The following is a 25,952-nucleotide window of genomic DNA, read 5'->3' as shown; positions in this document are numbered from 1 at the left end:
TCACCCCAGCCACCCGCCGGCCCCTCCCACCTGCGCGAGAGGGGTCGGCGCCACCGAGGTCCTGTAAAGCTCCACCGCGCACAGGCCCGCCTCCATCAGCAGCCGCTAAACGCGCCGCGCCGCTGACATCAGTACCGCCTCACCATTTCTCGTCGGCCCGCGCCCATCGTCGACTCCCCCTCTACCGCGCACAAGGAAGTCTCATTTCCCCCGAGCCCCAGTTCCGCATCATTTCCCTCGGCGCCGGCATTCAGTCCAGCACCCTGCTCGCACTGTCAGCCGATGGCACCCTCCCGAAGGTCGACTACGCGATCTTCGCCGATACCGGATGGGAACCCGAAGCTGTCTATACACACCTCGACCGCCTCGACCGCGAGATAGCCAAGCCCGCCGGAATCCCAATTCTCCGGGTCACCTCCGGGAACATCAGAAATGACGCCCTGGACCCGGACCATCGGTTCGCGTCCATGCCGCTCTTCATCCTCAACAAGGACGGCCGACCTGGGATGACTCGGCGTCAATGCACCGGGGAGTACAAGGTAAAGCCGATCAAGAAGAAGGTCCGGGACCTTCTTGGATATCCATATCCGACCCGCGTCCCGAAGGGCGTTTTCACCGAGCAGTGGATCGGCATATCCACCGACGAATTTCACCGCGCCAAGGACGCCGACGTCAAGTACATGCGCAACCTGCACCCACTGATCGGCATGGGCTGGTCGCGCGCCGACTGTATCCACTATCTGACGTCCCTCGGCCTGTCCGACACTCCGAAATCGAGCTGCCTCGGCTGCCCCTTCCATGGAAATGCGCAGTGGCGGAATATTCGCGACCATTCCCCCACCGAGTGGGCAGACGTCGTCGCCTTCGACGCGGCGATCCGGAAGGGGAACGCCCGCGCCAACGCCAGCGGCAACAAGCTGCTGGGCGAGGCGTTCCTGCACCGCTCGCGGGTCCCGCTCGATCAGGCCCCGATCGACCACGTCACCGCGGCCGAGTGGGCCGCCCGCCAGCAGAACCTCTCCGACACAGACGAGCTGGAGCAGGGCATCGTGGATGGCTGCTCCCCGTGGGCGTGCCGGGGTGAAGTGGAGGCGGTGCAGGACGACTTCGGGCTCACTGCGTGAAGGGGCTGGTTCTAGACCTGTTCGCGGGCCCGGGCGGCTGGAGCGTTCCCCTGCACCGCTTCGGGATCCGGGACATCGGCCTGGAGTGGGACGAATGGGCCTGCAAGACACGAGCGGCGGCCGGCCTGCTGACCGTCCGCACGGATGTCGCCATGTATCCGGCCTGGATCTTCGCCGGCCGGACGCGCGGGTTCATCGCCTCCCCGCCCTGCCAGGCGTGGTCCATGGCGGGCAAGCGCCTCGGCCTGGTCGACCAGCCGCTCGTCCACCAGGCGGTCGCCGACCTCGCCGTCGGCCTGGACAGCCGCGAAAAGCTCCTGGCCGCCTGCCGGGACGAGCGGTCTCTCCTCGCGGCCGAGCCGATGCGCTACCTCCACGCCCTGAACTCCGTCGGCGAACCGGACTGGGTGGCGATGGAAGAGGTCCCCGACGTACTCCCTCTCTGGAAGCAGTACGCGGCGATCCTGCGGTCCTGGGGCTTTTCGGTGTGGACCGGCATCCTCAACGCGGCCGACTACGGCGTACCCCAGACGCGCCGCCGGGCGATCCTCCTCGCATCCCGCCTCCGTACGGCCGAGCCTCCAGCGCCGACGCACGCCCGCGTCGCCGAGCCCGAGAGCCTGTTCGGGCCGGGCCGCGCGAGGTGGGTGTCCATGGCCGAGGCGCTCGGCTGGGGCGCGACCGACCGCCCCGTGCCTACGGTCTGCGCCGGCGGCGGGCCCGGAGGCGGGCCCGAGCCGTTTCCGTCCGGTGCCCGCAAGACGCTGACCGACGCCCGCGAGCGCGGCACCTGGGCGGCCCCGCCGGCGGCCGAGGACATCGTCCTCAAGCCGCAGGCCCGCGGGGCGGGCTGGACCGCCCGGCACGGTACGCGCGGCGACAGCCCTGCCTCCGGACCGGCTCCGACGTGCACAAGTAAATCCACGCACTGGACCTGGGCCCTGCGCAGCAACAACCAGGCGAACGCCACCATCCGAGGTGTCGACGAGCCGGCAGGCACCCTGTTCTTCGGGCACCGCGCGAACGAGTGCACCTGGGTCGCCCGCCCAGCCGACGCCGTTCAGGAGCAAGAGTTCCCTCCGCCGACGCCGATCCGGATCACCGCCGCCGAGGCCGGCATCCTACAGACCTTCCCCGCCGACCACCCCTGGCAGGGCACCAAGGGCCAGCAGTTCTCTCAGATCGGCAACGCGGTCCCGCCACGGCTCGCCGCTCATCTCCTTGCCCCGCACCTCGACCGCGCCTTCATCCCCGACGACTTCACCCTGGCCGCCTGATGCCCCATGGTCCCGACCCTTCCGACGAGGGCCTGCCGTACGAGCCTGCCGAACGTGAACCGGTGCACTACGCCGAACAGGCGCTGCTCGGCGCCCTCCTCCTCAAGCCGGAACTCCTCCCCCATGCCGCCGGGCTGGACAACGACGCCTTCTCCAACCCCGCGCATGGAGCCCTCTTCACCGCCATGAGCACCGTGCGGAGGCCGGAGCACCCGAGCCCGCAGGCCGGCCTGGACTGGCTGCGAGCCGTCTTGGGGGAAGCCCGCCAGGAGGCGCCGGCTCTGACAGCCGCCTACCTCCATCTGCTGATCTCCGCCTGTCCTCGCTCCGAACATGCGGGAGCGTACGCAGCGATGGTGCGTAGCGAGCACGCCCGGCGGTCCATCCGACTTCATGCCGACACGCTCGCCATGGCCGCCCAGGACGTCACGGTGCCCGACCGCCCCGCGCACGTCCTCGCCGCGGTCGACGAGCTCGCTCAGCAGCTCGACGCACTCTCCCGGGACTTCCCAGCCCACCCCGGTTCGCTGCCCCGTACCCCCACGCCGCCGACGCCACCGTGTCCCCAGGACGACGAAGCCGAGGACCAGGAGCGGATGCTGCTCGCAAGCGCCGTGTCCGGGCCGGCAGCCGTGAAGAACATGCGCTGGCTCGTCGGCGAGGACTTCACCCTCCCCCTGCACGCCGGGCTGTGGCAGTGCGTGTCGGCGCTCGGTCACCGCGGTGATCCGGTGGACCCGATTACGGTCCTGTGGGAGGCCCAACACCGGGGGATCCTCGCCGCCGGCATCACGCCGCCCGATGTGATCGCCTTGTTGTCGACCGCCGCTCTTCCTCCGGAGCACTGGGGCAACCAGGTCATCGAGCGCGCGCTGCTTGCCCGTGCCTCGCACACCGCCAGCCGGATCACTGCCTACACCGATGACCCGGTGAACACCGTTCACCAGCTGATCACAGGCGGACGCAGGGCCTTGGCCGATCTCACCGCTGTCCGTCGCCGCTGGCAGCAAGCCACCCGCACGGCCGCTTCTCCGCCGACCAGGCCGGACACGTTCACCGCCTCACGTGCCGGCCCTGCGCGTAGCCGCGTCCCCTCGGTGTCGCAGGCGCTATCGCCCACCGCCCCTCGTCTGCGCGCCGCCGGCCGAACCCCGTAACCCGAAGGATCCCCCGATGTACGCCCCCGCTGATGCCCACATCCGCTTCGCCCTCCACCCGGAGCACCAACCCGCCGTCACTGCCACGACGTCCGGGCCGACGAGCGACGCCGCCCGCTCCCATCTGCACGACCTCGGTTTCCGCAGCACCGGCCCGACCACGATGGTCCTGGCCCGCATCGACCGGGAAGAGCCCTACTACACCGCCAAGGCGGCCGAACTGCTCCAGCAGCTCGGCTTCACCACCGAGATCGCCCCAGTCCTCCCGGAGGAGATCGCCACGGAGTGGACCTGGGGGAACTACCCCATGCCCTGGTGCGACCGCGAAGAAATCCGCGAGGTGAGCGCCGAGGCTCAGCGCATCCACGACGACATCGCCGAAGGCCGCCTGATCATCCACCTGCACGCCGTCGACGGCCACACCACCGTCGCCGTCGGCAGCTACACGACAGGCGTGCGCCGGCACGTCCACCTCCACGGTGAGAACCACCTCCGGCAGATCTCCACCTCGTACGCCGGCGAAGCCGAGGCCGTCGCCGAGTTCCACCGCCTCTACTCCGTCGCCGTCCGCCCCGGCCCCGCCCCGCTCACCGACCTCGAACAGACCGTCCGCCACCTCCTCGCGGGCAAGCCCCCGACCACCGCCAAGCACGTCCCCGCGCCTACGGCCGAGCCGCCGGTCGCGGAACCCGGCGAACACGAGGCTTTCCTCGCGGCCCTGTTCGACGAGGAGCGCCAGTGGGAGAAGTACCGCCCCTTCGACGAGACGACCATCGCCTCCCACGAATCCCTCACCGCACGGGCCGAGTTCGACCACGAAGCCCGGCACCACACCGACGTCGCCTGGACGATCGCCGAGTACGACGGCCCGGTCGGCGAACGCCTCTGGCACGCCACCATTACCGCCGGCACCCCCGTCGCCCTGATCCACACGATCCTGCAGCACCTCGACATCCCGCCCCTCGCAGCCGCCGGGGAACCGCACGACGTCCTACGAGACGCCGGATGGCACCCGGCAAGCCACCCCGCCCGCACCACCTGGACGGCCGCAGCCGGCGCCATCACCTTCGAGCACACCCCGCACTCCACGACCGATCGCTGGACCCTGTACGGCGGGGACAACCTCGACCGCGCAGCATGGACGATCCGCCTGTCCGCCGCCGCGGGCGGAGACCTCCTCGCCGAACTCGCCTCCACCGCCACGACCCTCGTCGCAGCCCCCGCACCCGCCCCCGCGCAGCAGCCGGCACCCGCACCTCGGCTTCCGCCAGCCGTATCGCGACCGCGGGCTCCGCGCCGGTGACGGGCCCACCGCGGCTGCTCGGCACGCGAGTGCTCCACGAGGGCAACAAACCGCTGACCTGCCGCGATGCCCCGCCAAGACGGCTGAATCCTGCCGACCCGCTAGCTTTCGACAGGCCGGGAAGTTAGATTACGAGCGAGCGTAAAACTTGACGCACCCCAAATAGGCGGCAAGTTATACGCCCGAATTAGCCCGTGCCAATTAGCAGTGAGCATTACACCAATGTTGGCACGGGAACAGATTAACAATGTTGCCGCAGCGCAGATTAGTAATTGCGTCGCGACAAAAGATTAGGCCGACGCGGACGAGAGATCCGCGCCGGCCCACCCGAACGGCCGTCCGGGGCCGGTGCCTACGGCCCCGGACGGTCTACTTCGCCAGGGTGTTCAGCAGCGTTACACCGCTGACCAGGAGGGACGCCACATGTGCCGCGATGGCACCGATGGCTCCCGCAATCAGAAGCCCCTTAGAGGGACTACCTCCTGACGAACGCTCAGGTTCCTGCCCCGACGAACCGCACATGCAGTTCACCTCCCGTTAGGGGCACGCCGGTTGCGTGCTCCGGGCAGGACGGCTCGGAGTGCCGACCCGCCCCGTACCGAGCACGAGCCGAGGAACCCCCTAAAGAACGGGCGCAGGAGCCCCAACAATAGCCGCTCTTGAACCCGCCGCGCGACCCCCTCTAAGACTTCCGTGGTCTAGGCTGCCGCCTATTCCAATTCCGATATGTATTGCAGTCGGACGCTCCCAGGCAGGGATGCGCTCCCACCACCCGAGCACCAGTCAAGGAACTTCTCCGTCCCGCCCCACGGGCGCACACGGTCCGCTACCTTGTAGCCGCATGACGATGTTGATCATCGGTGGCAGCGGCTTCCTCGGAACCGAACTGCTGCGCCAAGCGAGTTCCGCAGGCCGCGTCACGGCCGCGACATTCAACTCCCGCGCCACCGCGACCGACGGGGTCACGTGGCATCACCTCGACCTGCGCGACGCCCGCCAGATCGATACGCTCATCGACGCCGTGGCACCGAGCGTCGTGATCAACGCCAGCAGCGGCGACGCCGATTGGTCCGTAACCGCCGACAGCTCCTTCCGGCTCACCACGGCAACGGCGAGGCGGGGTATCCGCCTGGTGCACGTCTCCACCGACGCAGTCTTCTCCGGCGCCGACGTGCACTACGACGAGACGGCACTCCCGGATCCAGTCACTCCCTACGGAGCCGCGAAAGCTGCCGCCGAGACCGCCGTACGCCTCCTCCATCCCGCCTCGGTCGTCGCCCGCACCTCTCTGATCATCGGCGACGGTGGGTCCACGCACGAACGCATCGTCCACGAACTCGTGGCCGGGGCACGGGAAGGAGCGCTGTTCTCGGACGACGTCCGCTGCCCCGTCCACGTCACGGACCTGGCAGCCGCTCTCTGGGAACTCGCTGTCTCCGACGCCGTCGGCGTCTTCCACCTGGCCGGCCCCGACGCCGTCAGCCGCTACGCCCTCGGCGCGCTCATCGCCCGACGGGACGGACTCGATCCCGCCCTTCTCCTCGCCGGCCGCCGGGCAGACAGCCACCTGCCTGGGGCCCTCGACGTACGCCTCGACAGCCGCGCCACTCAGCGTCGGCTGAACACCCGGCTCCGCGGAGTACAAGAGTTCTTGTGCGACACGTGAGGCGAGCGGGGAGCCATTCCCAGCCCAATGACCTGCTGCTGGTCGAGCACCGTGGTACGTGCCCGACGTACGCCTCCAATGACTTCGCCGTAGGAGCGCGAGCGTTGCAGAATCGCCTCGGCTACACATCGGCAGACCCGTCAGCGAGGCAGCATCGTGTTCTCTCTCTTCCACCGACGCAAGGGCGGTGCCCCCGAGCTCGGTGCTACGACCCCGGGCGAAAGAGGTCCGTTCGGCGTCTCCCCTCATCCCGAGGACATCGGCCGCACGAAGCCTGATCGGCCAGCGCTGGACCGGTGGATGAAGGATGCCAACGCGTCTCGTCATCCGCTCGGGGATCTGTTGGATGCCGAAGACGCCGAGCTGTGGCTCGGTGTCCTTGACCAGATGCTGGTCGACATCGACGCGATCGCCGGCGAGGACCGCCGTTGGAAGGACAAGCGCGCGGAGTTCGCGAAGCTGACCTCGATGTCCCTCCTGCTAGACATGCGGGCAGAGTTCACCGTCGCGCTCGCCCTTGCCAGGAAAGACATCTCGTACCAGCTCGGGGACACGGCGGTGCGCAACCCCGACTTCCTCGTAAGGGACGTGGACGGCACCATCGTCGCTGGCCTGGAGGTGACGACGGCAGCCCCGCTGGGGATGACGCACCTCGCAGAGCGCGTGGAGCACGAACTCCAGAAAGCGGAGCTCGCAGAGGTGGCCGTCCACCTCACGTTCAGCCACTACCTGACGAGGCTCAAGGCGGATGTCCAGGACGCGGTCATCCGCGCCCTGCTCGACTGTGCCCCCACCGTCGTCGCGGGCGGCATCACGGACCCGGTGGTCGTCGAATGCGACGACGCCCGGGTCAACGCGGGGCAGTTGACCGTCACCGTGCGCGTCGAGACCAGCAAGGATCCGCTGAACTGGGAAGTCGGTAGCGCGGAGCTCGCTGGGCCCATGGCATCGGCCGTTTACGCCGCGCTCAACGCCGGCGTCGAGCCACGGAAGGCCGAACAAGGTCGCTCGCTCACGCCTGTCCCCGTGCTCCTGGCTGTCGACCTATCGCGCTACGGAGCCGCATGGATGCGATCGGGTTGGATCTGGGCCCAAACGCTTGCGGCCTCCGAGTACTTCACGTCCGACTATCCCTTCGCCGGCGTTGCGGTCTTCGGCCAGAGCCTCGTGACTCCCGACGTGGTAGACATCGGCGTGGCGATCAGTGCCCACATCGCCCCAGCAGCCCGCCGGCAGTTGGAAAGCCTCTGCGAGAGGCTCGGTTGGGCACACTACTGCCCCTCCCCACCGGAGAGTGCCCGGCCGGGCTCGGTCGACGGCTGACTGCGTCCGGTGCTCCGTTCCGGCCGGATGGTCAGAAGTACCGTGCCCTGGTGGGCCATCCGGCGGATGCCCCACGCCCCTCAGTGCAGGGGAACTACCGCAGGGCCCGTCGACCGAGCGCCAGGAGCCCGATCCACAGCGCCCCGCTCGCACCGAACAACGACACCCAGGTGTCGGCCGGCACGTCGAAGCCGCCGAGAAGCGCTCCGAGGCTCACCACCCCGGACAGCCCCGTCAACGCTCCGGTCAGGCCCTGGCCAATACGCAGCCAACGGGGTGGCCGGGATGTCGTCGAGGCAGCGGATTCGAAGGTGGGCATGGGAGTCCTCCCGTTCGTACTGAACCTGGGCTGCTCGTCGGCTTCGTTGAGCAGCACGACCAAGCTACGGTCGGGAGGCCGCATCGCGGCAGATACACGAATTGGCTCGAATACCAAGGGGGTGGCGGCAGTGGAAGCCACCGGCTGTGACCGAATCGAGTCGGCGCCAGGTTGCGAGGACGGTCATGTGCACGTCCATGGTGTCGGGCGGCGCAAGGAGTGGTCCGTGACGATTGGGTTCCGGCAGGGCGACGGCCATCTCCCCCATGCTGCCTTCCTCCGCATCTCCCCCTCGGTAGCACGGTCTCGGCTCATCCTTGAGGAGTCCGTTATCAAGGGGGTCGACTGGGGACGTGCCCTCGCCGTCGGCTACGCCCAGTACCTTCTCTGCTCGGACGTCGCCCGAACCGTCGACGGGATCGGGTGCGCGCGTCCGGAAGGCGGCAACGACGGCTTCTCCGGCCTCGTCGCTGACCTCTACCGCGGCAGCATCGCGGCACAACTGCCGCCCAGGCAGGTCCTCATGCGTATTCTCCAGCGCGGGCCGGACAGCGTGAACGACCTCATCAAGGAAGCTCGAGATCGCGGCCTGCTCGAGCCCCATGAGCCACGCCTCGTCTTCCGTCCCCAGCCACCGCCGTCGCCGCTCCAGCACCATCCGCGGACTCTGCCGGCCGACGCGAGACCGACGTGGCAGATGAGTGCGTGCACCGAGGGCGCTGTGCTGTTCGACCTACCCGGAGCGCAGGACTTCGTCTTTCACGTGGGCGTCCGCTTCTGCAGGGCAGACGAGAAAGGCATCCCTCCCCGATACCTCTGCGGTCCGGCGGCCGGCAACGGTCCGGCTGGTGTGTTCCCCCAGGCCCTGGAAGTTCGTCCTGCGACCTGGCACTCCGGGGGCACCACGGTGAACCTGACCGCCAAAGCCATCCTGGCGTTGCCTTTCAACCTGGCTCTGGCACTCGGCCCCGAGCTTCAGATCGGTCATCTGCCGACGGCTATGTCCACGGCCCTCACCGGCAACCATCCACGCCGAAGCCCTCAACATCTCCAGGACGTCGCCAGCGTGCACCGCTTCGCCCTCCACCAGGGTTCCAAGCCCCATGACCTGGTCGCTCAGGTCTGGCGGGTAGAACTCCGGACCGCAGTGGAGTGGGCGCGGAGAGCGCGGAGGGCCGGTTTTCTGGACACCCGCGCCAACGAACTCAAGGCGCTCAATCTCCCGAGGCGGCCCGGGAGGCCCGGCGGCCGGCGCTCGCAGCCCCGATCCTGAAGACCGACACCACCCCTCTCAGTCGGAACGGGCGGGAGGCTTCCGATGGCGACCGGTCAGCTTCGGCAGCCTGGCCTCTGACGCACTGTGCCGTGTCGCGCTGACCCGACGGGCTGACCGGTTCGGCTGCGCGAAGTGATCGCCTCGGGTCAGGATGGACGGCCGGGGCGTTCGTCCGAGCGCACCTAAACACGATGCGAGGGGGATTGGTGGAGAGGTTCGTTCCGCGGTTTCAGGGTCGTCCGTGGACGAGCGGGATGCCGGTGCTGCACGTCTACGTGCTGCCCCGCCCGGGGGTCGATGACGAGCTGCTGTCGCTCGCACGGTCCTGCGTGCCGCTGATGGAGGAGTACCCGATCGACCCTCAGCTCCCAGGCACCAGTCATGACGCGGGGCTGCTGCACCTGACGGTGGAGATGCTGGCGGACGCCCCGGCCACCGACTACGACGAGCCAGCGCTCCAACAGCTCGTCGACGCCCTGAAGGCGGAGCTCACCGACATCGCACCGTTCACGACCGAGGTAGGGCCCCCTCTGGCGAATGTCGCAGGTGCCGTCCTCGACGTGTGGCCGGAGGTGGACGCCGAAGTGGTGCGGGAGGCCACCCGGACGGCGATCCGGAAGGCGCGGGGCGAGGCCGCACTCCAGCACTCGGGCGGTCGGCTTCACATCTCGCTCGGCTACGCCGACGGCACCGGCTCCTCCGACCGGCTCAACTCGCGCCTGCGGAACGAGATCACGCCGAGGCGAGCACCGCTGCTTGTGGACCGCGTACACCTGCTCGCCGTGACCTGGACGGAGGACGAAGGCAGCAGCGGATGGCGCATGTCGTGGGACTCGGTCGCCGAGATCCCCCTGGGCGGTTCTCCCCAATGACGGTCGGATGGACCGTGCTCCTCGCCATCGCTGTCCCAACCGTCAGCCTGATCGCCTGGGGCGTGATCCGGGGGGCAGCACGGTCCGCGCGGGAGCAGGTCCGCCGCGACCTGATCGCCCTCGGCCAGAACCGTGCCGTCGTCGAGACGCTGGCGCTCAAGACCGGCGAGGCAGCCGTCGCCTTCGCAGCGCCCGGCGCCGACGGCCGCGAGCACATGATCGGCTGGCTGTGGTGGCGCGCGGAACTCGCTCCCGACGACACGGTCCGGCACACCATGGGATGGGCACTGACGTACCGACGAGCACGCCGGGCCGCCGGCCTGCCCATGACCATGAAGGCGCGCGACCCCGAGTTCATCATCACCCGGGCGGCCGAGAGTCCGGACGCGCGCCGAAGAGAAGTCGACGGCACGGTGGTCTCGTAGCCGCCTACCCGGAGATGAATTCACGTTCGATGCCGCGGCTAGCCCACTACCCCCACGCAATCGGGAAGGCCGGAACTCGACTCCGCTGCGTGGAATGGATGCGGCAGGCTCGCACCCAAGAGCCAGCACGAAGATGAGGGAGAGAAGCATGAGCACCGTTGTCGATCGGCTCCGCGAGTGGCAGACGGCCGGCGGGCCGGACTTGTGGTCCGGAGCGTGGGACCGAGCAATCGGTGTGGTGGAGGGGCCACTTGCCGGGTACCGCATCATGCTCGACGGGGTCGTCATCGCCGAAGGAGCCGCCGGCCTCGCCACCGCGCTCTACATCCTGTCCGCAGAGCATGGCGTTGACCCGGGCCAGGTCACCGACGAGCAGGTCCAAGCGCTGTACGGCGGCGACATGACGGGAGACGAGCGTCAGGCGGCCTGGGAACAGCGCCTTGAAGCGCTCGGTCACGACCTGGCCGACACCAGCGACCCAGTGGTCAGCATGTGGAAGGTCATCTCTCGTAACCACCGAACCCCCGAAGGCAACTACGACGACACCTTCGACTCCTCCATGACCCGTTGGGGCCCCGGCTACACCAACGGAATGGACAGGCTCCGCTCCCGCTTCGGCGTCCGCCTCTAACTGCGGAGTGCGCACACCTGACTGATTCCGCTCGGCGTACTCGAGGAACCCTGAAGGGGATCAGGTTGGAAGGGGTCAACGCAGCTCTGATGGGGGTGCTTCAGCCGCTCACCGACTCCCCTCGCACCTGCTCCGCAGGTAAGTGCAAGGGCCCCGCGGTGATGTGGTTCGAGACCGCCCAGTCGACGGAGCGCTTCTACTCATGCGACCGACACATCGCGCGTTCGCCCAAAGCGTGGCCATGGCGAGCGCATTCGGCCTCAAGGTCGTGTGACCGACACGGGCGTGGGCGCTGACGTACCGGCGAGCGCGCCGGGCCGCCGGCCTGCTCATGCCGATGAAGGAGCGCGCGACCCCGAGTTCATCATCACGCGGGTGGCCGAGAGCCGGGACACGTCCCGAAGCGAAAGCGACGATGAGGCGGTCTCGTAGCCGACCTACTAGGAGATGGACCAGCTCACGCACAGAGGGCAGAGCACACCAGGGCCGAACCGCTCCCGCTCCCACTGGGGCGGTAGAGGAGCAGGGTCTCCCCGAGGAAGCCAGAACTCTTCCGACTCGCGCGCGTAGCACTTCGCGCAGAACGCGACCCGCTGGACCCTTACTGGTGGGCGGAGCCACCGCACAGCCGCCGACAGATGCCGCATCACTTCTTTCCGCCCTCCAGTTCCAGGGAGACGAGGAACAGCGCAGCCACGCTCGTGGCCTCGGTGATGCGGCCAGCAAGAGCAGCCGCGACGGCCTCGCGCAGCGGCATCGTGATCACCTTCATGCCCACCTCGGTTGCCTCCCTGGCCGGCGCCCCCGTACGCAGCCCCGTGGCGACGAAGAGGTGCACCCGGGCCGCCGTGGCGCCAGGGAGCGGGTCGACGACGCCCAGCCGCCGGAAGCGTGAGGCTGTCAGCCCAGTCTCCTCCGCGAGCTCCCGCGGAGCGGCATCATAGGGGTCTTCCCCATCCGTTCCTCCGCCGGGCAGCTGAAGGAACGGGCGCCCTTGGAGATAGAAGTGGTCCTCGACCAGGGTCACAACGCCCTCGTCGTTCAACGCAACGACCCGAACAGCATCGTTCATCACCACGTGCTCGTAGGTGCCACGGACTCCGTCCGGCCGTACGACGGTGTCCTGGTGGTACCCCAGGAAGGGCCCCTCGTGGATCACCGTCGTCGAGACCCTTGTCCACGTCACACTGAGAGTGTGCCATTCGACCCCATCCGTAGTCGGCGGATCGGTCAACTCGGCAACTGGGGCTCGGTTTCTCGGCGTGTGCGGGCACGGCCACTTCGTAGGCCGCGTCCGCCCCGCACCGCTCGGCGTGCGGGTCACTGATGTCCGCGAAGAACCCGGCGATCTCCTCGTCGAGGCCCAGGCCATGTGCCCCGGCGCGGAACTGCCCGAGCCTCTACTCCGGGCGCCGCCCGCAGTTCGGACACGGGATGTCGAGCCCTGGGCTGTAGACGGCTTCGCAGTCTCGACAGACGGTCAGGTGGACATAGTTGCAGCCGCAGCAGTCGTCAGTGCACAAGGACGGCCCAGGACATACGTACGGCTCCCGCTCGGGCACCGGGCGTGGCAGGCGCTCCCGCATGGGCAGCGTCTCCAGGTACGCGATGTAGTCCGGGCGCTCCCGCGTCGGACACCCCTCAGGGCACGGGCCCGAGAACCAGGGGTCGTGTCCTGGGATCGGATCGGCCACCTCGCACCGGGGAGCCACCCACGGGTCCCAGACAGCGCGGCTGTACGAGCGGCGCAGGGCCTTGGCGGCTTTGGTGTACGACTCCCCAGTACTCACCTGACGGCGGCGTACGGGGCCCTTACGGGCGTGATCGGCGGGCACGGCAACTCCACGAGGCATCCAGAGAGGTCTGAATGCGCTGGCGCCGAGCACCTTGTCACAGCGAGTCAGCGGAGCCGACAACGCGGGCCTGCGCACGGCCCACCCCACGAACCCGCAGGGCGCGCCGAGCCTAGCAGCCCCCGAGCGCCACACCAGGCGCCGCCACCCGAACGAGGGACGGGGTGGCGGCCCAGACCGCCCCTCGGCCACGATGCCCGGATGCACGATGACGAACCGCTGGAGGAGTGGGCGCACAGGCGTGCCGAACGCCAGGCTGCCTCGAAGGGCAAGCAGCGGGCCGTACCGCTCAGCAACGGGCCCCACCGCGGGGCCCACGTCGACCCTGGCGCCCCGAGAGCGATCGAGGAGTGGACCGGCACGGAGTGGAAGGTGGTTGGCACCGTCGAGAACCTGGCCGCCGCCCAGGCCCTGCTGTACCCGCCGCCCCCGCAGGACAAGCCCGCCGAGTGGGACCGGCCCGCGATGGGCAAGGGCCGAGGCCGGCACCGAAAGCCGACCTCGACGGAAGAACGAGATCAGTAGTCCGACTCGTACGATCGCGGCGGTGTAGCAGGTCCACGACCATCAAGCAGCACCAGCGGCCCCGGCACGAGCGATCACCCAGCCGAGCGCTGGTCCCTCGTCTGCATGGCGAGCAAGTCGCCACTGTCGAGGGCCCGGCAGAGTACCGTGGAGATCTCCTCGGGCAACAGGTTCAGGTCGACGATGGCCTTGTTGGTGAGCGGGACTTCTTCGAGGAAGTACTCGCCCCGGTCGGTCCGGGCGAACTCCGGGCCGGTCCGGTTCTCGAAGTCCCACGTGTCGATGCGGGCCAGGTAGAAGAACTCCTTCTCGCCCTTGGCGTTCTCCATCTCGTGGAGCAGGCGGACGATCTCGGCGTCGCCGGCGATCTCCTCTCGGACCTCGCGCAGGAGCGCTTCCTCGCGGATGGCGTCGCTCTCTTCAACGCCTCCCCCGACGATGACCCAGTAGGGGTCGACGCCGGGGCGGATGCGCTTGATCACGAGCGTGGTGCCGCTCGGGGTGACGAGGACGGCGCGAACACGCTGCTTCATGGGGATCCCTCTCCGCGGTGAGTAGTGGGCTGGGGGCCAGTGGAGCTGCCAGCCGCCGTCGGTGTGCAACGACTGTCCGGTGATGAACGATGCGCTCAGTCCGGCGAGGAGGCGATGGCGGCGGCCACGTCTTCGGACCGACCCCGGCGCGGGGCGCACGCCCCGCACATCTGTCCGAATCCCGCTCTACTGCCCTCTGCTGGACGCGGGTTAACTCAGACCTTCGCCCGGAGCTGGGCGGTAGCGACTGAAGGGAGAGCGTAGATGGCAGACAGGGCGTCCACACAGGTGGCGGGGACCAGCCCCGCGCTTCTGATCGCCGTGGAGGAGCTGGCGACCGCGCACGACCGCAGCGAGTCCGAGCGGTCCGACGTCACTAGCTCGCAGAACAGCGCGGGCGACGACGGCGACAACCGCGACCTGAACCTCCCGAAGGAGTAAGGGAAACCCATGGAACACCGGCTCGTCACCCACATCGAGAAAGCTCTCGGCTGGGACGGGCCGGGTTCCGTGGGGACCGCGTTCGCACGCGGCCGTCTCACGGACCCCGACCTGCCCGCACGGCTGTTGACCCCGCACAAACTGCTGGACCTGATCAAACGCCGCCACCTGGCCAATCCGCAGCTGCGCTGCTATGCCGAGGGCGATGAGATACACCCGTCCACGTTCCTGTCCACCAACGTCAACCGGCGAAGGCAGGCCGTGAGCCAAGCCGACATGGCGGCCCTCGGGCGAATCCTCAACGACAGCGGCACCGTCGTCCTGGACCACGTGGACTTCTTCGACCCAACGCTGGAAGTCGCCTGCCGGGCCCTCGGCTGGTGGTCGGGCGAACTGACCTCCGCCAACGCCTACCTCGCGGTCGGCGACACCGACGGATTCCACCTGCACTGGGACGACCACGAAGTCATCGCCGTGCAGCTGTCCGGCGAGAAATCGTGGGAAGTGCGAGGCCCGTCGCGGCCGGCGCCGATGTACCGCGACGCCGAACGCAACCGCACGCCCTCCGAGGAAGTGCTGTGGAAGGGCACCATGCGGGCTGGGGACGTCATGCACATACCGCGGGGCTACTGGCACACCGCCACCCGACTCGGATCCGGCAGCGGCGGCCACTCGCTGCACGTGACGTTCGGATTCACCAAACGGACCGGCGTCACCTGGACCAACTTTCTCTCCGACGCCGCCCGCGCCGATGAGGCGTTCCGCCGCGACCTGGAAGGCACCGAGGCAACCGCGCACGAGGCGCTGGGCGACAAGCTCAGCGCTCTGGCCGCCGACTACAGCCCCGAGCGGTACCTGGACGAGTTGCGGTCCAACACCCCGCCGGCACGCCACATGCCCTATGTGGCCGCCTTCGGCCGACCGGACGGAGTCGCGGCTGTCACCGAGTTCGCTCCCACCATCATTCGCTCCGGTGACACGGTCCAGGTCTGCGGCGGGGGCAAGCGGCTGACCTTCCACGAGCGCGCGGAGCCGGGCCTCCGGGCGCTCCTGTCGGGTCACCCCGTCGACCTCGATGGCGCCGACGAGGACACCATCACCTTGGCCGACCTACTCATCACGGAGGGGCTGTGCGAACCACTGACCGAGATGTCGTCCTCGGGCTATACCGGTCTGGTCACGCCCGTGACGTACTCGAAGCAGCCTCCGACCTCGGCGTAGCGCGCCTCGACACCGCCTCGAACTATCTCCACCACCGCTCACACGAGGCACTGAGAACGGTGGTCGGCGACCTCCTGCCGAAGTTTTCGGTCTCCACCAAGGTCGGATACTTCCCAGCGGGGCACTCCCTCGCCCCCGCCCGGCTGCGCGCCGCGGTCGAGCAGGCCGCGAAGGAGCTGGGACGGGAACCGGACGCGGTGCTCCTCCACAACCCCGAGCACTCCCATCCCGACGCCGAGGCCCTGGCGCAGGCGTGCGCGGTCCTGGCCGACGCCGCAATGACGGGGTTGTGCGGCGGGTGGGGTGTATCGAGCTGGGACCCGCGCCCGCTCGTGGACCTCGACGCACCCCGCCCTGATGTCCTCATGGTCCGGTCAGGGCTGCTGGTGGGTGTCGACGTCCTTGAAGCGGCCGAGGCCCTTGTGGCGCGGTGGCGGCCGTCGCAGGTGTGGGGCATGAGCCCTTTCGGCGGCAGTACGACCGAGGCGGTGTGGGGGAAGTTCGACCCGCGGATCTTCCTGCGGGACTCCCCGCTGGCCACGAGGGTTCAGGCGGCGTTCCGCTCGGCCTACGGCCTGCCCAGGGTCGATGCGCTCGCGGTCGGCACGGACAACGTCGATCACCTTAGGGAGCTGGTCGGCGCCCTGGCGTACGAAGTCGACGACCAGGTGGTCAGGGAGTACCGGCAGCTCCTCCAGGCTCGCCGTCAGCCCGCCTGAAGTTCCTTCACCACTCGCTCCGCTGTCTCCCGGGCGGCCCCCAGCCGGGGGTCGTCCGGGTCGGCGTAGGGGCCGAGGATCTTCGCGGCGATGAACAGCGTCATGAGCTTGCCGTCCCGGCTCTCCAGATCGTCACGGCGCTCGCTGCGGACGCGGTCGGCCAGAGCGGGGACGGCGAGGGAAGCGCCCCACAGATTTGCCGCGTCCAGGCCGCACGGGGCCATGCCCCAGTCCTCCCAGTCGAACACGCAGAACACCGGCGCTGTCATATTTGCCCAGTTGAAATCCGCATGGGCCGGACGCCATTCGGCCACGGCCGTATCGATGCCGGGGAAGACGCTGTGGATCGTTCCCGTGACCAGTTCCTGCGTGAGGGTCTCGGTATCCGGAGTCGCGATCCGGTTGGTGTGCTGCGCGGCGAGGGCATCCAGGGAGGCATTCATCGCGGCCCACCACTCCTCGGTCAGCCGCGGATCTACCGTCACCACGGCGCTGCCCACCGGCGCCCCGGGCAGCAGCTCCGTCTCGTCCGCCCGCCACATCACCGGCTCCGTCTCGTCCCGCCACGCGACGCCGGCGAGCCAGGCCGGCTTCGCGATCCCGAGCAGGGCCTCGGCGGACGCGGTGCCATCCCCGCCCTGAACCCCGATCCGGTCGAGCCCGCGCCGCTCGATACGCACCCACGTACCGCGGTCCGTACCTGCCCCCACAGACCGGCGCTTACGCACCACAGTCTCGTGATCCAGGCGCACCCCAAGCGACCGCTCCACACGGTCCAGTACGGCTTCCACGGGCTCCTTGCGCAGATCCACCGAACGCAGCGTCATACGCCCGAACGTACCAAGTCCCAGCCGCAGCGCGCCGAGTCCGACACAGCCCTGCTCTCTTTGGGCCGACCGGCAATAGGTACCCGGGCTTATAGGAGGGCTTCCTCTACTGGTCGTTCACTGCCTGTCCTCTTCGCCAGCGGTCAGGAGCTTGGCGGCTTCCTGAGCGCATCCCCACGACAGCGTGACGCCGGCCCCTCCGTGCCCGTAGTTGTGCACGACCACGGTGCCGTCCTCCCGTTTCTCCGCCTCCACGCGGACCGTGGCGCGGGTCGGCCGGGCACCGATCCGGTGTTCCAGGACGCGGGCATGGGCGAGGCGGGGTTCGACCTCGGCGCAGCGGGCAAGGATGCCGGCCGCCGCCTTGTCGCCGGAGGCGAGGTCGCCTTCGCCGTCGATGGCGGTGCCGCCCAGGACGACGGTGTCGCCGTGAGGATAGAAGCACAGCAGATCTGGTGAGAGGCCGGTGTCCTCGGAGAAGAACTCGGTCAGCCCCGGGTTGGCGACGACGACGTGCTGCCCGCGGATGGGCCGGAGGTTCGGGTCCGGGACCAGTTCGTGGGCGCCGAGGCCCGTGCAGTTGACGATCGCGGGGGCCGGGCCGACGTCGGCGAGCGAGGCCAGGAGTCGCCGCTCGACCATTCCCCCAGCAGCATCGAGCCGGCGCAGGAGGTAGTCGAGATACGTCGGCATGTCGATCAGCGGCACGGTGAGCCGGTACCCGGCCGTGAACCCGGCCGGAAGCTCCGCCTGCTCACACGGCCGGAAGCCCGGCAGAGTCGTGGCCCAGTGCGGCGGCACCTCGGCCGTGCGGGATGCCTCGATCCCACTGGTGAGCCCGACGCCCGTGGCCGATTCCTCGGCCAGCTCCCGGAAGATCTCCAGGGACCGCTGTCCCCACTGGTCGGCCTTGTCCTTCGGCTCGACCAGGTACGGGCCCCACATCGCCCCGGCCGCCAGCGACGTGACGCCCGGCACCTGCTCCGCAATCACGTGCACTGACTCCCCGGCCTCGGCGAGAACGACGGCGGTGGTGAGCCCTGCCACCCCAGCACCCAGAACGACAACGCGCTTTCGTGTGTTCAAGGGAACTGACCCACGGGCGCTCACGAGAGCAGAGCCCCGTCGAGGTACTTTTGCACTGGTTCAAATAGCCCATACGGAACGTACTGTGGGATTTGACCGTGAGTGGCCCACGCCAGTTCGGCGAGCTCTTCAACGCTCGCGACAAGCGCCGTGCCGCTGAGGGGTCGGCATGCGATGTAGTGGATCTCCCGGCCCGTCACAGGGTGAACCCGTTGTCCCAGCACACTGGTCGGGGTCGTCAGGAGCCCCGTCTCCTCCAGGGTTTCACGCACTGCAGTCTCTTCGGGAGCTTCGCCAGGCTCGACTTTCCCTGCCGGGAATTGCCACGAGAGCGCTCCTTCTGCGACTCGTCGCCGCACGAGCAAGACTCGCTCGTCCTGAACGACGATGGCAGCGGCAACTGCTATCTGGGCCTCGATCGCCACGGAGATTCCCCCTACCGTCGCACCTGAATCAGCGCGTGAGTTCCACTGGTACGCCAGGAAGTCCCGGACCGTTCGAAAGCGTCCAGCGTTCCCTGCTCAAGGCCGACGATGACGTCGGACTTCAGGGTCCGGAGCGCCACGACGGCCCCCGGGAAGTACGCGGTGCGATCAGCGAAGGGCACCGTGGCGTCCCACAGCTGGTCGCCCACCAGTCGACGGTAGTTGAGGTCACCCTTCAGGATGGTGAGCGTGGCGCTCTCGAACTCGCCGCGAAGGTCATCGGGCATCTCCTCGTACGGCAGCGGAGCGCAGAAGAACGGGTGGGTGCGGACCTCCAGGCTTCCCGCCGCCATGGCCTTCCACAGCCGGCCGCCGATTGCGCTGGCTTCGCCGGGCGCCTCGGTGAGGCGACGGAGGCAGTCAACGACGTCGGCCGTCATCGCGTCGGAGACGTAGTAGGGGTAGGGCTTGACGTGAAGCACGACCCGTTCGGCGTGCCGCTGTCCGAGGAGGTGGTCGATGAGGATCAGATCCGGGATGAGCTCTCGTCCCGCGTTGTCCGCCACCACGGCGACGGTGGAGGACGCTCCAGCGGGCAGAAGCTGCCACAGCACGGCGCTGTCGTCGGCGACCAACCCGGAGGCAGCGGCGTCATCGATCGCCGGCTCCCCTGCAGAGACGCGGAAGCCGAGATCCGCGCGATTACCCCAGAGCGAGGCACGGAGCAGGGCCGTGGCCCGTTCCTCGGTCGGCGCGCTCGCCAGCACGTCCAGGGCCAGCAGCTCCTTCTCCGCCGCGTCGCCTCGCAGTTCGGCCTGCTTGAACAGCGCGAACGGATCAACTCCCCGCCATGGGCCGGTGCCGAAGTACCCGACCGCACCGAGGAGCCTGCGGTAGAAGTAGCTCTCCGCCCACAGGAACGGGACGTCGTGCCACGAGCGCCCGAAGTGCTCCTGCCCCCAGTCCGCCCAGCGCTCACGGTCGAGTTCCGCGGGGGCGAGCGGTTCGATGACACCGTTGGTGATCTCGTCCAGCAGGGCGTCGAGTGCCTCGTGCTGTCGCCGGCCGTACGGGAAGGCGTCTCGTACCTGCTGGATGAGGGCAGGGTGACGCTTGGCCAGCACACCCCAAGCGAACGAGCCAGGCTCATTGCTCAGAATGACCGGCGCGCTGGCCGCGGCGGCTGGGCCGGAGCTGCGAACGGCTTCTTCGCCCGAGGCCCAGGGGCTGTTTTCCGTGATGGTGTCCGCTCCCGCTTCTTCAAGTTCGTCACGGACGAGTCCTCCGTGAACGGCATGCCGAAAGGCCCAGCGTAGCCAGCCGCGTTCGGCAGTGCGGCATTGCTGCGGCACTCGGACGACACACCCGACCATCACCTTGCAGCATGCTGGGTCTACCGAGCCGGGGAGGTTGCTGACCGCCACCAGACGGGCCTCCGCCCCGTTCTCTCCAATAGCCACGATCAGAAGGAGCAAACGGCATGACCGACATCATCAAGCGCAACGCCCGCGCCATCCTCCTCGACGGCGACGAGCTGGTCCTGATCAAGCGCACCAAGCCGGGCAGGGATCCGTACTGGGTGTCCGTCGGCGGAGGGGTCGAGGCGGACGACGCGTCCATCGAGGCCGCGTTGCACCGCGAGGTATTCGAGGAGCTCGGCGGCAAGCTGGAGCGCGCAGAGCTCGTCCACTTGATCACCGACCAGCTGGAGGCCGGCATTGGCGTCCAGCACATCTTCGCTGCCCGTCTGGAGTCGCTGGACCTGGCGGCGCGTACAGGTACGGAGTTCACCAAGCCGGAGCGGGGCGGGTACGAGGTGGTCCGGGTGCCGTTCACCGCCGAGGCCGTGCGCGAGCTGAACCTGATGCCGCCGGAGCTGACCGAGTTCATCGCCGCGAACACGGACGCGATCGTCTCCGTCATCGACTCCCCGATCCGCGAGGGATAGCGCGCACATCCTTGGCTTCGTCAGCCTCGGCAGCAGGCCCACATCGGCAAGACAACCCAACTCGTGCGGCTGGCCGATCGGTGTGCGCAGTTTGCCGCAGCTAGGCACGGTCGCCATGAGCGCGACCTCGAGCACCATCACCGGGTGCGCCAGTCATCGGGCGGGGAACAGCAGTCCGTCATCTTCGTACGTCGCGGAAGACCTCGAAGGGCTCATCACAGAGCAAGGGATTGCTCTCTTTGGGGGAAGGAGGAATGGGCGGCACGCTGCACTGCGATAGGAATCAGTGTCGAGTGACTCGTATCGCTCTTCCGCCGAGGATTGAGGGTGACCTTGCCTGGCTCTGACGTGTTGGTCAGTGCGCATGATCTCAGTGCTCCCCAGCGCTTGGCCCTGGAGGCATGCGTGGTTGCGGCGTCGACCCTCTCGACGGCTGAGGGGGAGGCCAGGGCCAAGTTGGGTGTCTTGTTCGAGTGCCACGGCAGGTACCTGCGGGCGCATGGACCCGGCGCGGGTGCACTGCGGTTCGGTGAGTTTCGGCGTGGGCTGTCGGGTCCGCTGGAGGAACTTCTTCCTGGAAGCCGACTTCCCAAGGATCTCCAGGGCCTTCAACTGCTTGATGCAGAGGGTCGGGCCTCTGCAGCCTTGCTGCAGCTGGCGTTCGAGGAGCTCCCTCTCGGATCGGCACCTGGACTCGATGTGGACATACAGCATCTGCGCAGTGTGATGCGTGCCGTGTCGAAATATCGGCCGGGCACGACCCTCAATCGACTGTCACCGGAAATCGTTCAGCACAGTCTCGTCATGGCATTGATGGCTGCTGGGCAGGAGCAGTACGTCTCAGGACGCGAAAGGTTGATCCTGGCCCCGGTGCAGAAGCGCCGGTCGGTAGCCCGTTTGCCCCACGTGCTCCGTCAGTTGTGCGTCTACGCCGATATTCCGGCTGACCGCACCTTCCTCGGCTGGTGTGCGCGCTGCCCGTTCTGCCAGTGGACGATGCACGCGTTCCCAGACCGGAATGGCGGGGCCACCTTCCGATGCGCTTGGCAAGAGCATCGGGATCGCGGTGCGGAATTCGGCATGCGGGTCACGGATGCAGGGCCGCGCCTCGTCTATAGCGGCGAACTGCGCGTGAACCTTCCCCAGCCGCTGCTCGCGGAGGAGTACCTGGCTCTCTCCTACGGACTGTGGTTGTGGATCACTCTGCCGGGCCTTTTCGAGGTCGCGCTGCGCGACAAGCTCATCGATCTGGGGGCAGATGTTGAGCTCTGGCCGTTCGGTGATGCCTACGACCTTCACGTCACCAAAGGCGGACTGACCTGGCGGCTGGACGCCAAGGTCTGGAAGGACACGCATGGCCTTGCTGAGTCGTTGCGCGCGAAGGAGACGTCAGTCCCGCGCATGTTCATCGTGATCCCTGACCACCTCAAGGGATACGTAAAGCTGTTGGAGGGCATCGTGGGGCCACTCGGCTGGAAGGTGTTGACCGAGGACCGTCTGCTTGCCCAGGTAGCGGCGGCATGAGCGGGCTCGTCGCTGCCCTCGCGCTGGCCGAGCACTATTTCCCGACGAAGGACGATGAGTCCTCCGCCTTTGTCGTGGACCTGGGCCAAGCGGCGGGGCTCCTGTCCGGACGTTTTCCCGCTGCCTGGAGGGGCTGGCCGTCCCTGCCGTACGCCGACAAGCAGCGCGTCGGGCGCATGCTGCGCCACCGGGCGCCGGAGCTGGCGAGCTACAGCCGAATGCGCGAGCAGGTGGCGGAGTTGCTGGCCCACGATGACGACAACCTGATCAAGGCCTGTTACCGGACCGGCCAGATGGACGCGTCCGGTCGGCTCCTCACCTTGGTGCCCGTGCACGGCCAGGCTCCGCTGGAGGTCGCCGACCGCGCCTTAGACCAGGCGGAGCGTGCCCAGCGAGGCGCAGCCAAGGTTCGCGTCGCGGGGAACGGCCGATGGCAAGCATCCCTGGGCGGACGTGCCATCCAGGTAGATTTCACCGCTGAAGGCAAGCCTCGTTACGACCCGCCCCAGTTCACGACCCAGGCCGCATGTCTCGACCTCATGGTGGACTTGGACGCCCTGCTGCTGACCGCGAGCCTGATGGACTCCATCCTTCCCGGCCCCGCCTACCGTCACAGGCAGTTGCACGTGCTGCTGACCGTGGCCATGGGGTACCGGGAGGGCGGACACTGCACGGTGAACCTGCGGGCCGGCGCGCTGCTGCATCTGAGTGCGCCTACCGGAGCAGGCAAGAACGTCCTGGCTGAGGTGCTGTCCGTCCACTTGGCCGTGCGCGGACACACAGTGACCTTCGTGGTCGGCGAGAATGACGACGTCTATGTCGAGGCCGCCATCATCGACAAGGCGTTGGCCAAGCTCAGTGGCCAAGGCGATATGCCGCGGCTTCGCTGCACGCCGTTCACGTCACCCCACGGCCGCCATGAGTTCACGCTGAAGAGCGTCAAGGCTGACAACGACGGTGTCCCCCTGAGCCTGCTTGGCTCCAAGGTCTTGGATCGCATCGACCAGGCCGGCTACGGATGCCCAGTCAGCGACATGGTGGAGGTGAAGCCGGGCATCCGCGGCGGCCAGGAGCCCTGCCGCACATGGGTGCGGCCGGGGCTTCCGCCCGACGTGCCCAACCCCCGCCATCTGTGCCGCTACGTCCAGGACTGCGGCAAGTTCGACCAGATCACCGCCGCCGCCACGGCATCGGTGATCGTCACTAACCATGCGTTTCTTCTGTCCGGCCGTATCTCTGTACCCGTCTCCATCGACGGTGTCATCCGCAGCAGCATCAGTGCTCAGGAGCTGTTGCTCCGGATCTCTCACCAAGTCACGATCGACGAGGTCGATCAATTCCAGGCCGCCGGTTTCACTCAGAACACCAAGCAAGCGGTCCTGGCCGATCACAGCAACCGCACCACGGTCCTGCGTGATCTGGAAGCGGACATGGATCACGTCGCACCCGCTGTCTCTCTGGCTTTCCGCCGCCCCGTCACCCGCATGAAGTACCTGGCCGAGCAGTTCCTCGACCTGGTTGCGGAATCCGTGATCCGCCCCGAGCCCCATGAAGCCCGTCTGCTGGCCGCAGGCAAAGACGCCCGCGCTGTCGCTCGCACCCGCCAGTACCGTCAGCACTGGTACCAAGCCAGTCGCTACGACCGCGATCTTCTGGAACTCCTCATCGGCGTCGATCCCGACAGCCAGGCCGACGCCGCTCAGCGCGAAGAGCTCACCGCACTCATGCCCGCGACCGCAGTACGGCCCAAGGACCGCGTCCCGCTCGATCGGCTGCGGCCCGCCCTGCGTCCCGTTCGACGTCTGCTGGAAGACATGCTCAGCCTCGATGAACGGGAAGGCTCCCAGGCCGAGAGCCACGCGTCCGCCATCAAGGAACAGCTCCGGGAGTGCCTGCTGGCGGTCCTCCAGGAGAACTTCCCCTTCGACGAGGAAGCCTACGGTGACGACAAGGAATTCTGGGCCGAGAACCTGCCCGACGACCGTGCCGAACACGAGCGCTGGCTTGAGATCCAGACCGCCGGCGCCCTACACAGCCTGATGATGAAGACGTGGCTGTCCACACTCCAGCGTTGTGTGTTCGAACTCGCACGCAAAGCCGATGAGCTCAGAGAATCCGGGCTGCGCTCGGCACATAAGCTCGCAGATGAGACCGGCCTGTACGACGGCGCTACCGTCATTCCCTACGGCCCACTCGGCCACTTGATCATCGGGTTCCGTATCGACGGCATCGAGGACCCCTCCGGCCGGCCCCGGCTGACCCTGGAAATGCTGCGTGGCGACCCGCACATCCACACCGCCTACCTCGGTGACGTAGTCGCCCTGGCTGCCGCCGGCCACCAGCGGGCAGTCCTGGGCATGTCGGCTACCGGGTTCCTGCCCCGTGCCGCCGCCACGCATCTGATCGTCCCGCCGACCTGGTGGATGTGTGACGACAACGCCGGCCGGATCGACTTCTTCGCCAGCACCCCGCAGCGCAACGGGTCCTCTATTGCCGTGGGCGGAACGCGTCTCTCCGAGCGCGAGGACAACGTTTACGACCTGGCCTTCGCCTGGGCCCCCGAACTGGCCGTCTCGCTTGCCCGACTACGGGCTGACCCCGCCACACGTCATCGTGCCCACGGGCTGGTGGCCACCAACTCCTATGTTCAGGACCGCATCTTCGCCCACGGTCTCCACGAAGGACTGGTGCGCGAAGGCATCAGCATGAGTATCTTCGCCGCCGAGTCCGACGACCCCGGCGTCACAGCCAAACTGCCCCGCATCCCCGAGCAGATCGGCCGCATCACCCGCGACCGCTTCGTCGACCTGGTCGCCCTCGATGGTGACGTAATGGTCGCACCCCTGTCGCGCTGCGCCCGTTGCCTGAACGTACTCGCTGAAGGATCGGACGGCCGCCGAGAATCAGCTATCGGCCTCATCGCCCTGGCTATCCGGCCCGTCATGCCGCTGGATTCCCCGGCGGACATGGCCGCCAACATCGCAGGCCACGTCTACCGGCACCTGCAGCCCGACGACAACCTCGCCCGCGCTCCGCGCCACGCTCGAGCCCTCGCGATTGAACGCATCCAGCTCCTGCTCGGCTCGCCCAAGCGATTCACCGCATTGCACCCGGACCTCAAGTGCGACCTCGTCGCCACCGTGGTCGGAAACATCACCCAGCTGGCCGGCCGTGGTCGCCGTGGACAGACCGACGTCGAGTTCCACTTCCTCGACGGCGCCTTCCATGACACCAGCTGGGGAAGTGACCTGCCCGCCCTCCTCCGCATGCTGTACGAGTCCTATACGGAGGACGAGCTCCTCCGGACCGGTGCCATCCATGGCCGGACGGCCGAAAGCTTCCTCCAGTACGCGGCTGCCAGCTCCGACCTGATCACCCGCCTGAACCAGGGCCGCAGCCTCACCTCCACAGGAGCCGGTCATTTCTAGCGAAACTCCCCCCTTCCGAGGCAAGCGACTGCGCCACCTCGCCTACCGC

24 protein-coding genes are annotated in these 25,952 nt (G+C 68.2%); 17 read left to right on the top strand and 7 right to left on the bottom strand.

The window, feature by feature from the left end; all coding sequences use genetic code 11:
* Nucleotides 1-263: 263 nt before the first annotated feature.
* The 6 genes from ACWFR1_RS21850 to ACWFR1_RS21825 all read left to right on the top strand — a co-directional run bounded on the left by ACWFR1_RS21850 (nt 264) and on the right by ACWFR1_RS21825 (nt 7,850).
* Nucleotides 264-1,124 carry a hypothetical protein gene (locus tag ACWFR1_RS21850; RefSeq protein ID WP_453553676.1) on the top strand — a complete coding sequence of 287 codons (861 nt, stop codon included), beginning with the start codon at nt 264-266 and terminating at the stop codon, nt 1,122-1,124.
* 5 nt (nt 1,125-1,129) lie between these two features.
* Complete coding sequence (locus tag ACWFR1_RS21845; protein WP_453553674.1) at nt 1,130-2,401, top strand: DNA cytosine methyltransferase; 1,272 nt, start codon at nt 1,130-1,132, stop codon at nt 2,399-2,401.
* On the top strand, nt 2,401-3,558 hold the full coding sequence (locus ACWFR1_RS21840; protein ID WP_453553591.1) for a DnaB-like helicase N-terminal domain-containing protein: 1,158 nt from the start codon (nt 2,401-2,403) through the stop codon (nt 3,556-3,558). The genes ACWFR1_RS21845 and ACWFR1_RS21840 overlap by 1 nt, the downstream gene beginning before the upstream one ends.
* Before the next feature lie 16 nt (nt 3,559-3,574).
* On the top strand, nt 3,575-4,861 hold the full coding sequence (locus ACWFR1_RS21835) for a DUF317 domain-containing protein (protein ID WP_453553589.1): 1,287 nt from the start codon (nt 3,575-3,577) through the stop codon (nt 4,859-4,861).
* An 841-nt stretch (nt 4,862-5,702) separates the two neighbouring features.
* The gene (locus tag ACWFR1_RS21830) at nt 5,703-6,527 is read left to right on the top strand and encodes an SDR family oxidoreductase (protein ID WP_453553587.1); all 825 of its coding nucleotides are present in this window, start codon (nt 5,703-5,705) and stop codon (nt 6,525-6,527) included.
* A 300-nt stretch (nt 6,528-6,827) separates the two neighbouring features.
* Nucleotides 6,828-7,850 carry a hypothetical protein gene (locus ACWFR1_RS21825; RefSeq protein ID WP_453553585.1) on the top strand — a complete coding sequence of 341 codons (1,023 nt, stop codon included), beginning with the start codon at nt 6,828-6,830 and terminating at the stop codon, nt 7,848-7,850.
* Nucleotides 7,851-7,944: 94 nt separating this feature from the next.
* Here ACWFR1_RS21825 and ACWFR1_RS21820 read toward each other — a convergent pair whose 3' ends face one another.
* Nucleotides 7,945-8,169 carry a hypothetical protein gene (locus ACWFR1_RS21820; protein WP_453553583.1) on the bottom strand — a complete coding sequence of 75 codons (225 nt, stop codon included), beginning with the start codon at nt 8,167-8,169 and terminating at the stop codon, nt 7,945-7,947.
* Between the two features lie 226 nt (nt 8,170-8,395).
* Between ACWFR1_RS21820 and ACWFR1_RS21815 the strand changes: the two genes are divergently transcribed.
* The 4 genes from ACWFR1_RS21815 to ACWFR1_RS21800 all read left to right on the top strand — a co-directional run bounded on the left by ACWFR1_RS21815 (nt 8,396) and on the right by ACWFR1_RS21800 (nt 11,373).
* Entirely contained in the window at nt 8,396-9,442 is a 1,047-nt protein-coding gene (locus ACWFR1_RS21815; protein WP_453553581.1) for a hypothetical protein, read from the top strand.
* Nucleotides 9,443-9,699: 257 nt separating this feature from the next.
* The gene (locus ACWFR1_RS21810; protein WP_453553579.1) at nt 9,700-10,317 is read left to right on the top strand and encodes a hypothetical protein; all 618 of its coding nucleotides are present in this window, start codon (nt 9,700-9,702) and stop codon (nt 10,315-10,317) included.
* Entirely contained in the window at nt 10,314-10,742 is a 429-nt protein-coding gene (locus tag ACWFR1_RS21805) for a hypothetical protein (protein ID WP_453553577.1), read from the top strand. The genes ACWFR1_RS21810 and ACWFR1_RS21805 overlap by 4 nt, the downstream gene beginning before the upstream one ends.
* A 148-nt stretch (nt 10,743-10,890) precedes the next feature.
* Nucleotides 10,891-11,373, top strand: a complete 483-nt coding sequence (locus ACWFR1_RS21800) for a hypothetical protein (protein ID WP_453553575.1) — start codon at nt 10,891-10,893, stop codon at nt 11,371-11,373.
* 646 nt (nt 11,374-12,019) lie between these two features.
* On the opposite strand, the gene ACWFR1_RS21795 is transcribed toward ACWFR1_RS21800, so the two are convergent.
* Entirely contained in the window at nt 12,020-12,559 is a 540-nt protein-coding gene (locus ACWFR1_RS21795) for an NUDIX domain-containing protein (RefSeq protein WP_453553573.1), read from the bottom strand.
* Between the two features lie 868 nt (nt 12,560-13,427).
* Between ACWFR1_RS21795 and ACWFR1_RS21790 the strand changes: the two genes are divergently transcribed.
* A complete protein-coding gene (locus ACWFR1_RS21790) occupies nt 13,428-13,751 on the top strand; it encodes a DUF6087 family protein (protein ID WP_453553571.1) in 324 nt (107 codons plus the stop codon).
* Between the two features lie 74 nt (nt 13,752-13,825).
* Here ACWFR1_RS21790 and ACWFR1_RS21785 read toward each other — a convergent pair whose 3' ends face one another.
* On the bottom strand, nt 13,826-14,284 hold the full coding sequence (locus ACWFR1_RS21785) for an NUDIX hydrolase (RefSeq protein WP_453553569.1): 459 nt from the start codon (nt 14,282-14,284) through the stop codon (nt 13,826-13,828).
* Between the two features lie 264 nt (nt 14,285-14,548).
* On the opposite strand from ACWFR1_RS21785, the gene ACWFR1_RS21780 reads away from it, so the two are divergent.
* From ACWFR1_RS21780 to ACWFR1_RS21770, 3 genes are read left to right on the top strand one after another with little or no spacing between them, the layout of a single operon-like run.
* Nucleotides 14,549-14,725: a hypothetical protein gene (locus tag ACWFR1_RS21780; RefSeq protein WP_198540367.1), complete on the top strand. Its 177-nt coding sequence runs from the start codon at nt 14,549-14,551 to the stop codon at nt 14,723-14,725.
* A 9-nt stretch (nt 14,726-14,734) separates the two neighbouring features.
* Entirely contained in the window at nt 14,735-15,946 is a 1,212-nt protein-coding gene (locus ACWFR1_RS21775) for a JmjC domain-containing protein (protein WP_453553567.1), read from the top strand.
* Nucleotides 15,856-16,665 (top strand): aldo/keto reductase, encoded by an 810-nt coding sequence (locus tag ACWFR1_RS21770; protein WP_453553565.1) that lies wholly within the window; start codon nt 15,856-15,858, stop codon nt 16,663-16,665. Before ACWFR1_RS21775 ends, ACWFR1_RS21770 begins: the two co-directional genes overlap by 91 nt.
* On the opposite strand, the gene ACWFR1_RS21765 is transcribed toward ACWFR1_RS21770, so the two are convergent.
* The 4 genes from ACWFR1_RS21765 to ACWFR1_RS21750 form a co-directional block, all read right to left on the bottom strand.
* On the bottom strand, nt 16,653-17,492 hold the full coding sequence (locus tag ACWFR1_RS21765; RefSeq protein WP_453553563.1) for a hypothetical protein: 840 nt from the start codon (nt 17,490-17,492) through the stop codon (nt 16,653-16,655). The two genes, ACWFR1_RS21770 and ACWFR1_RS21765, sit on opposite strands and share 13 nt — an antisense overlap.
* A 117-nt stretch (nt 17,493-17,609) precedes the next feature.
* On the bottom strand, nt 17,610-18,578 hold the full coding sequence (locus ACWFR1_RS21760; RefSeq protein ID WP_453553561.1) for an FAD-dependent oxidoreductase: 969 nt from the start codon (nt 18,576-18,578) through the stop codon (nt 17,610-17,612).
* Between the two features lie 20 nt (nt 18,579-18,598).
* Nucleotides 18,599-19,003, bottom strand: coding sequence for an NUDIX hydrolase (locus ACWFR1_RS21755; RefSeq protein ID WP_453553559.1), 405 nt, complete (start codon nt 19,001-19,003; stop codon nt 18,599-18,601).
* Nucleotides 19,004-19,014: 11 nt separating this feature from the next.
* Nucleotides 19,015-20,427, bottom strand: a complete 1,413-nt coding sequence (locus ACWFR1_RS21750) for a damage-control phosphatase ARMT1 family protein (RefSeq protein WP_453553557.1) — start codon at nt 20,425-20,427, stop codon at nt 19,015-19,017.
* Between the two features lie 56 nt (nt 20,428-20,483).
* Here ACWFR1_RS21750 and ACWFR1_RS21745 point away from each other — a divergent pair, with 56 nt between their 5' ends.
* The 3 genes from ACWFR1_RS21745 (at nt 20,484) to ACWFR1_RS21735 (ending at nt 25,903) form a co-directional block, all read left to right on the top strand.
* Nucleotides 20,484-20,951 carry an NUDIX hydrolase gene (locus tag ACWFR1_RS21745; RefSeq protein ID WP_453553555.1) on the top strand — a complete coding sequence of 156 codons (468 nt, stop codon included), beginning with the start codon at nt 20,484-20,486 and terminating at the stop codon, nt 20,949-20,951.
* Between the two features lie 645 nt (nt 20,952-21,596).
* Nucleotides 21,597-22,475 (top strand): restriction endonuclease-related protein, encoded by an 879-nt coding sequence (locus ACWFR1_RS21740; protein ID WP_453553553.1) that lies wholly within the window; start codon nt 21,597-21,599, stop codon nt 22,473-22,475.
* A complete protein-coding gene (locus ACWFR1_RS21735) occupies nt 22,472-25,903 on the top strand; it encodes a hypothetical protein (RefSeq protein WP_453553551.1) in 3,432 nt (1,143 codons plus the stop codon). Before ACWFR1_RS21740 ends, ACWFR1_RS21735 begins: the two co-directional genes overlap by 4 nt.
* Nucleotides 25,904-25,952 lie beyond the last annotated feature (49 nt).

The organism is Streptomyces sp. NPDC055103 (assembly GCF_053607625.1).
Note: the sequence above shows the minus strand (reverse complement) of the source record. Positions and strands in the feature narration are given on the sequence as shown.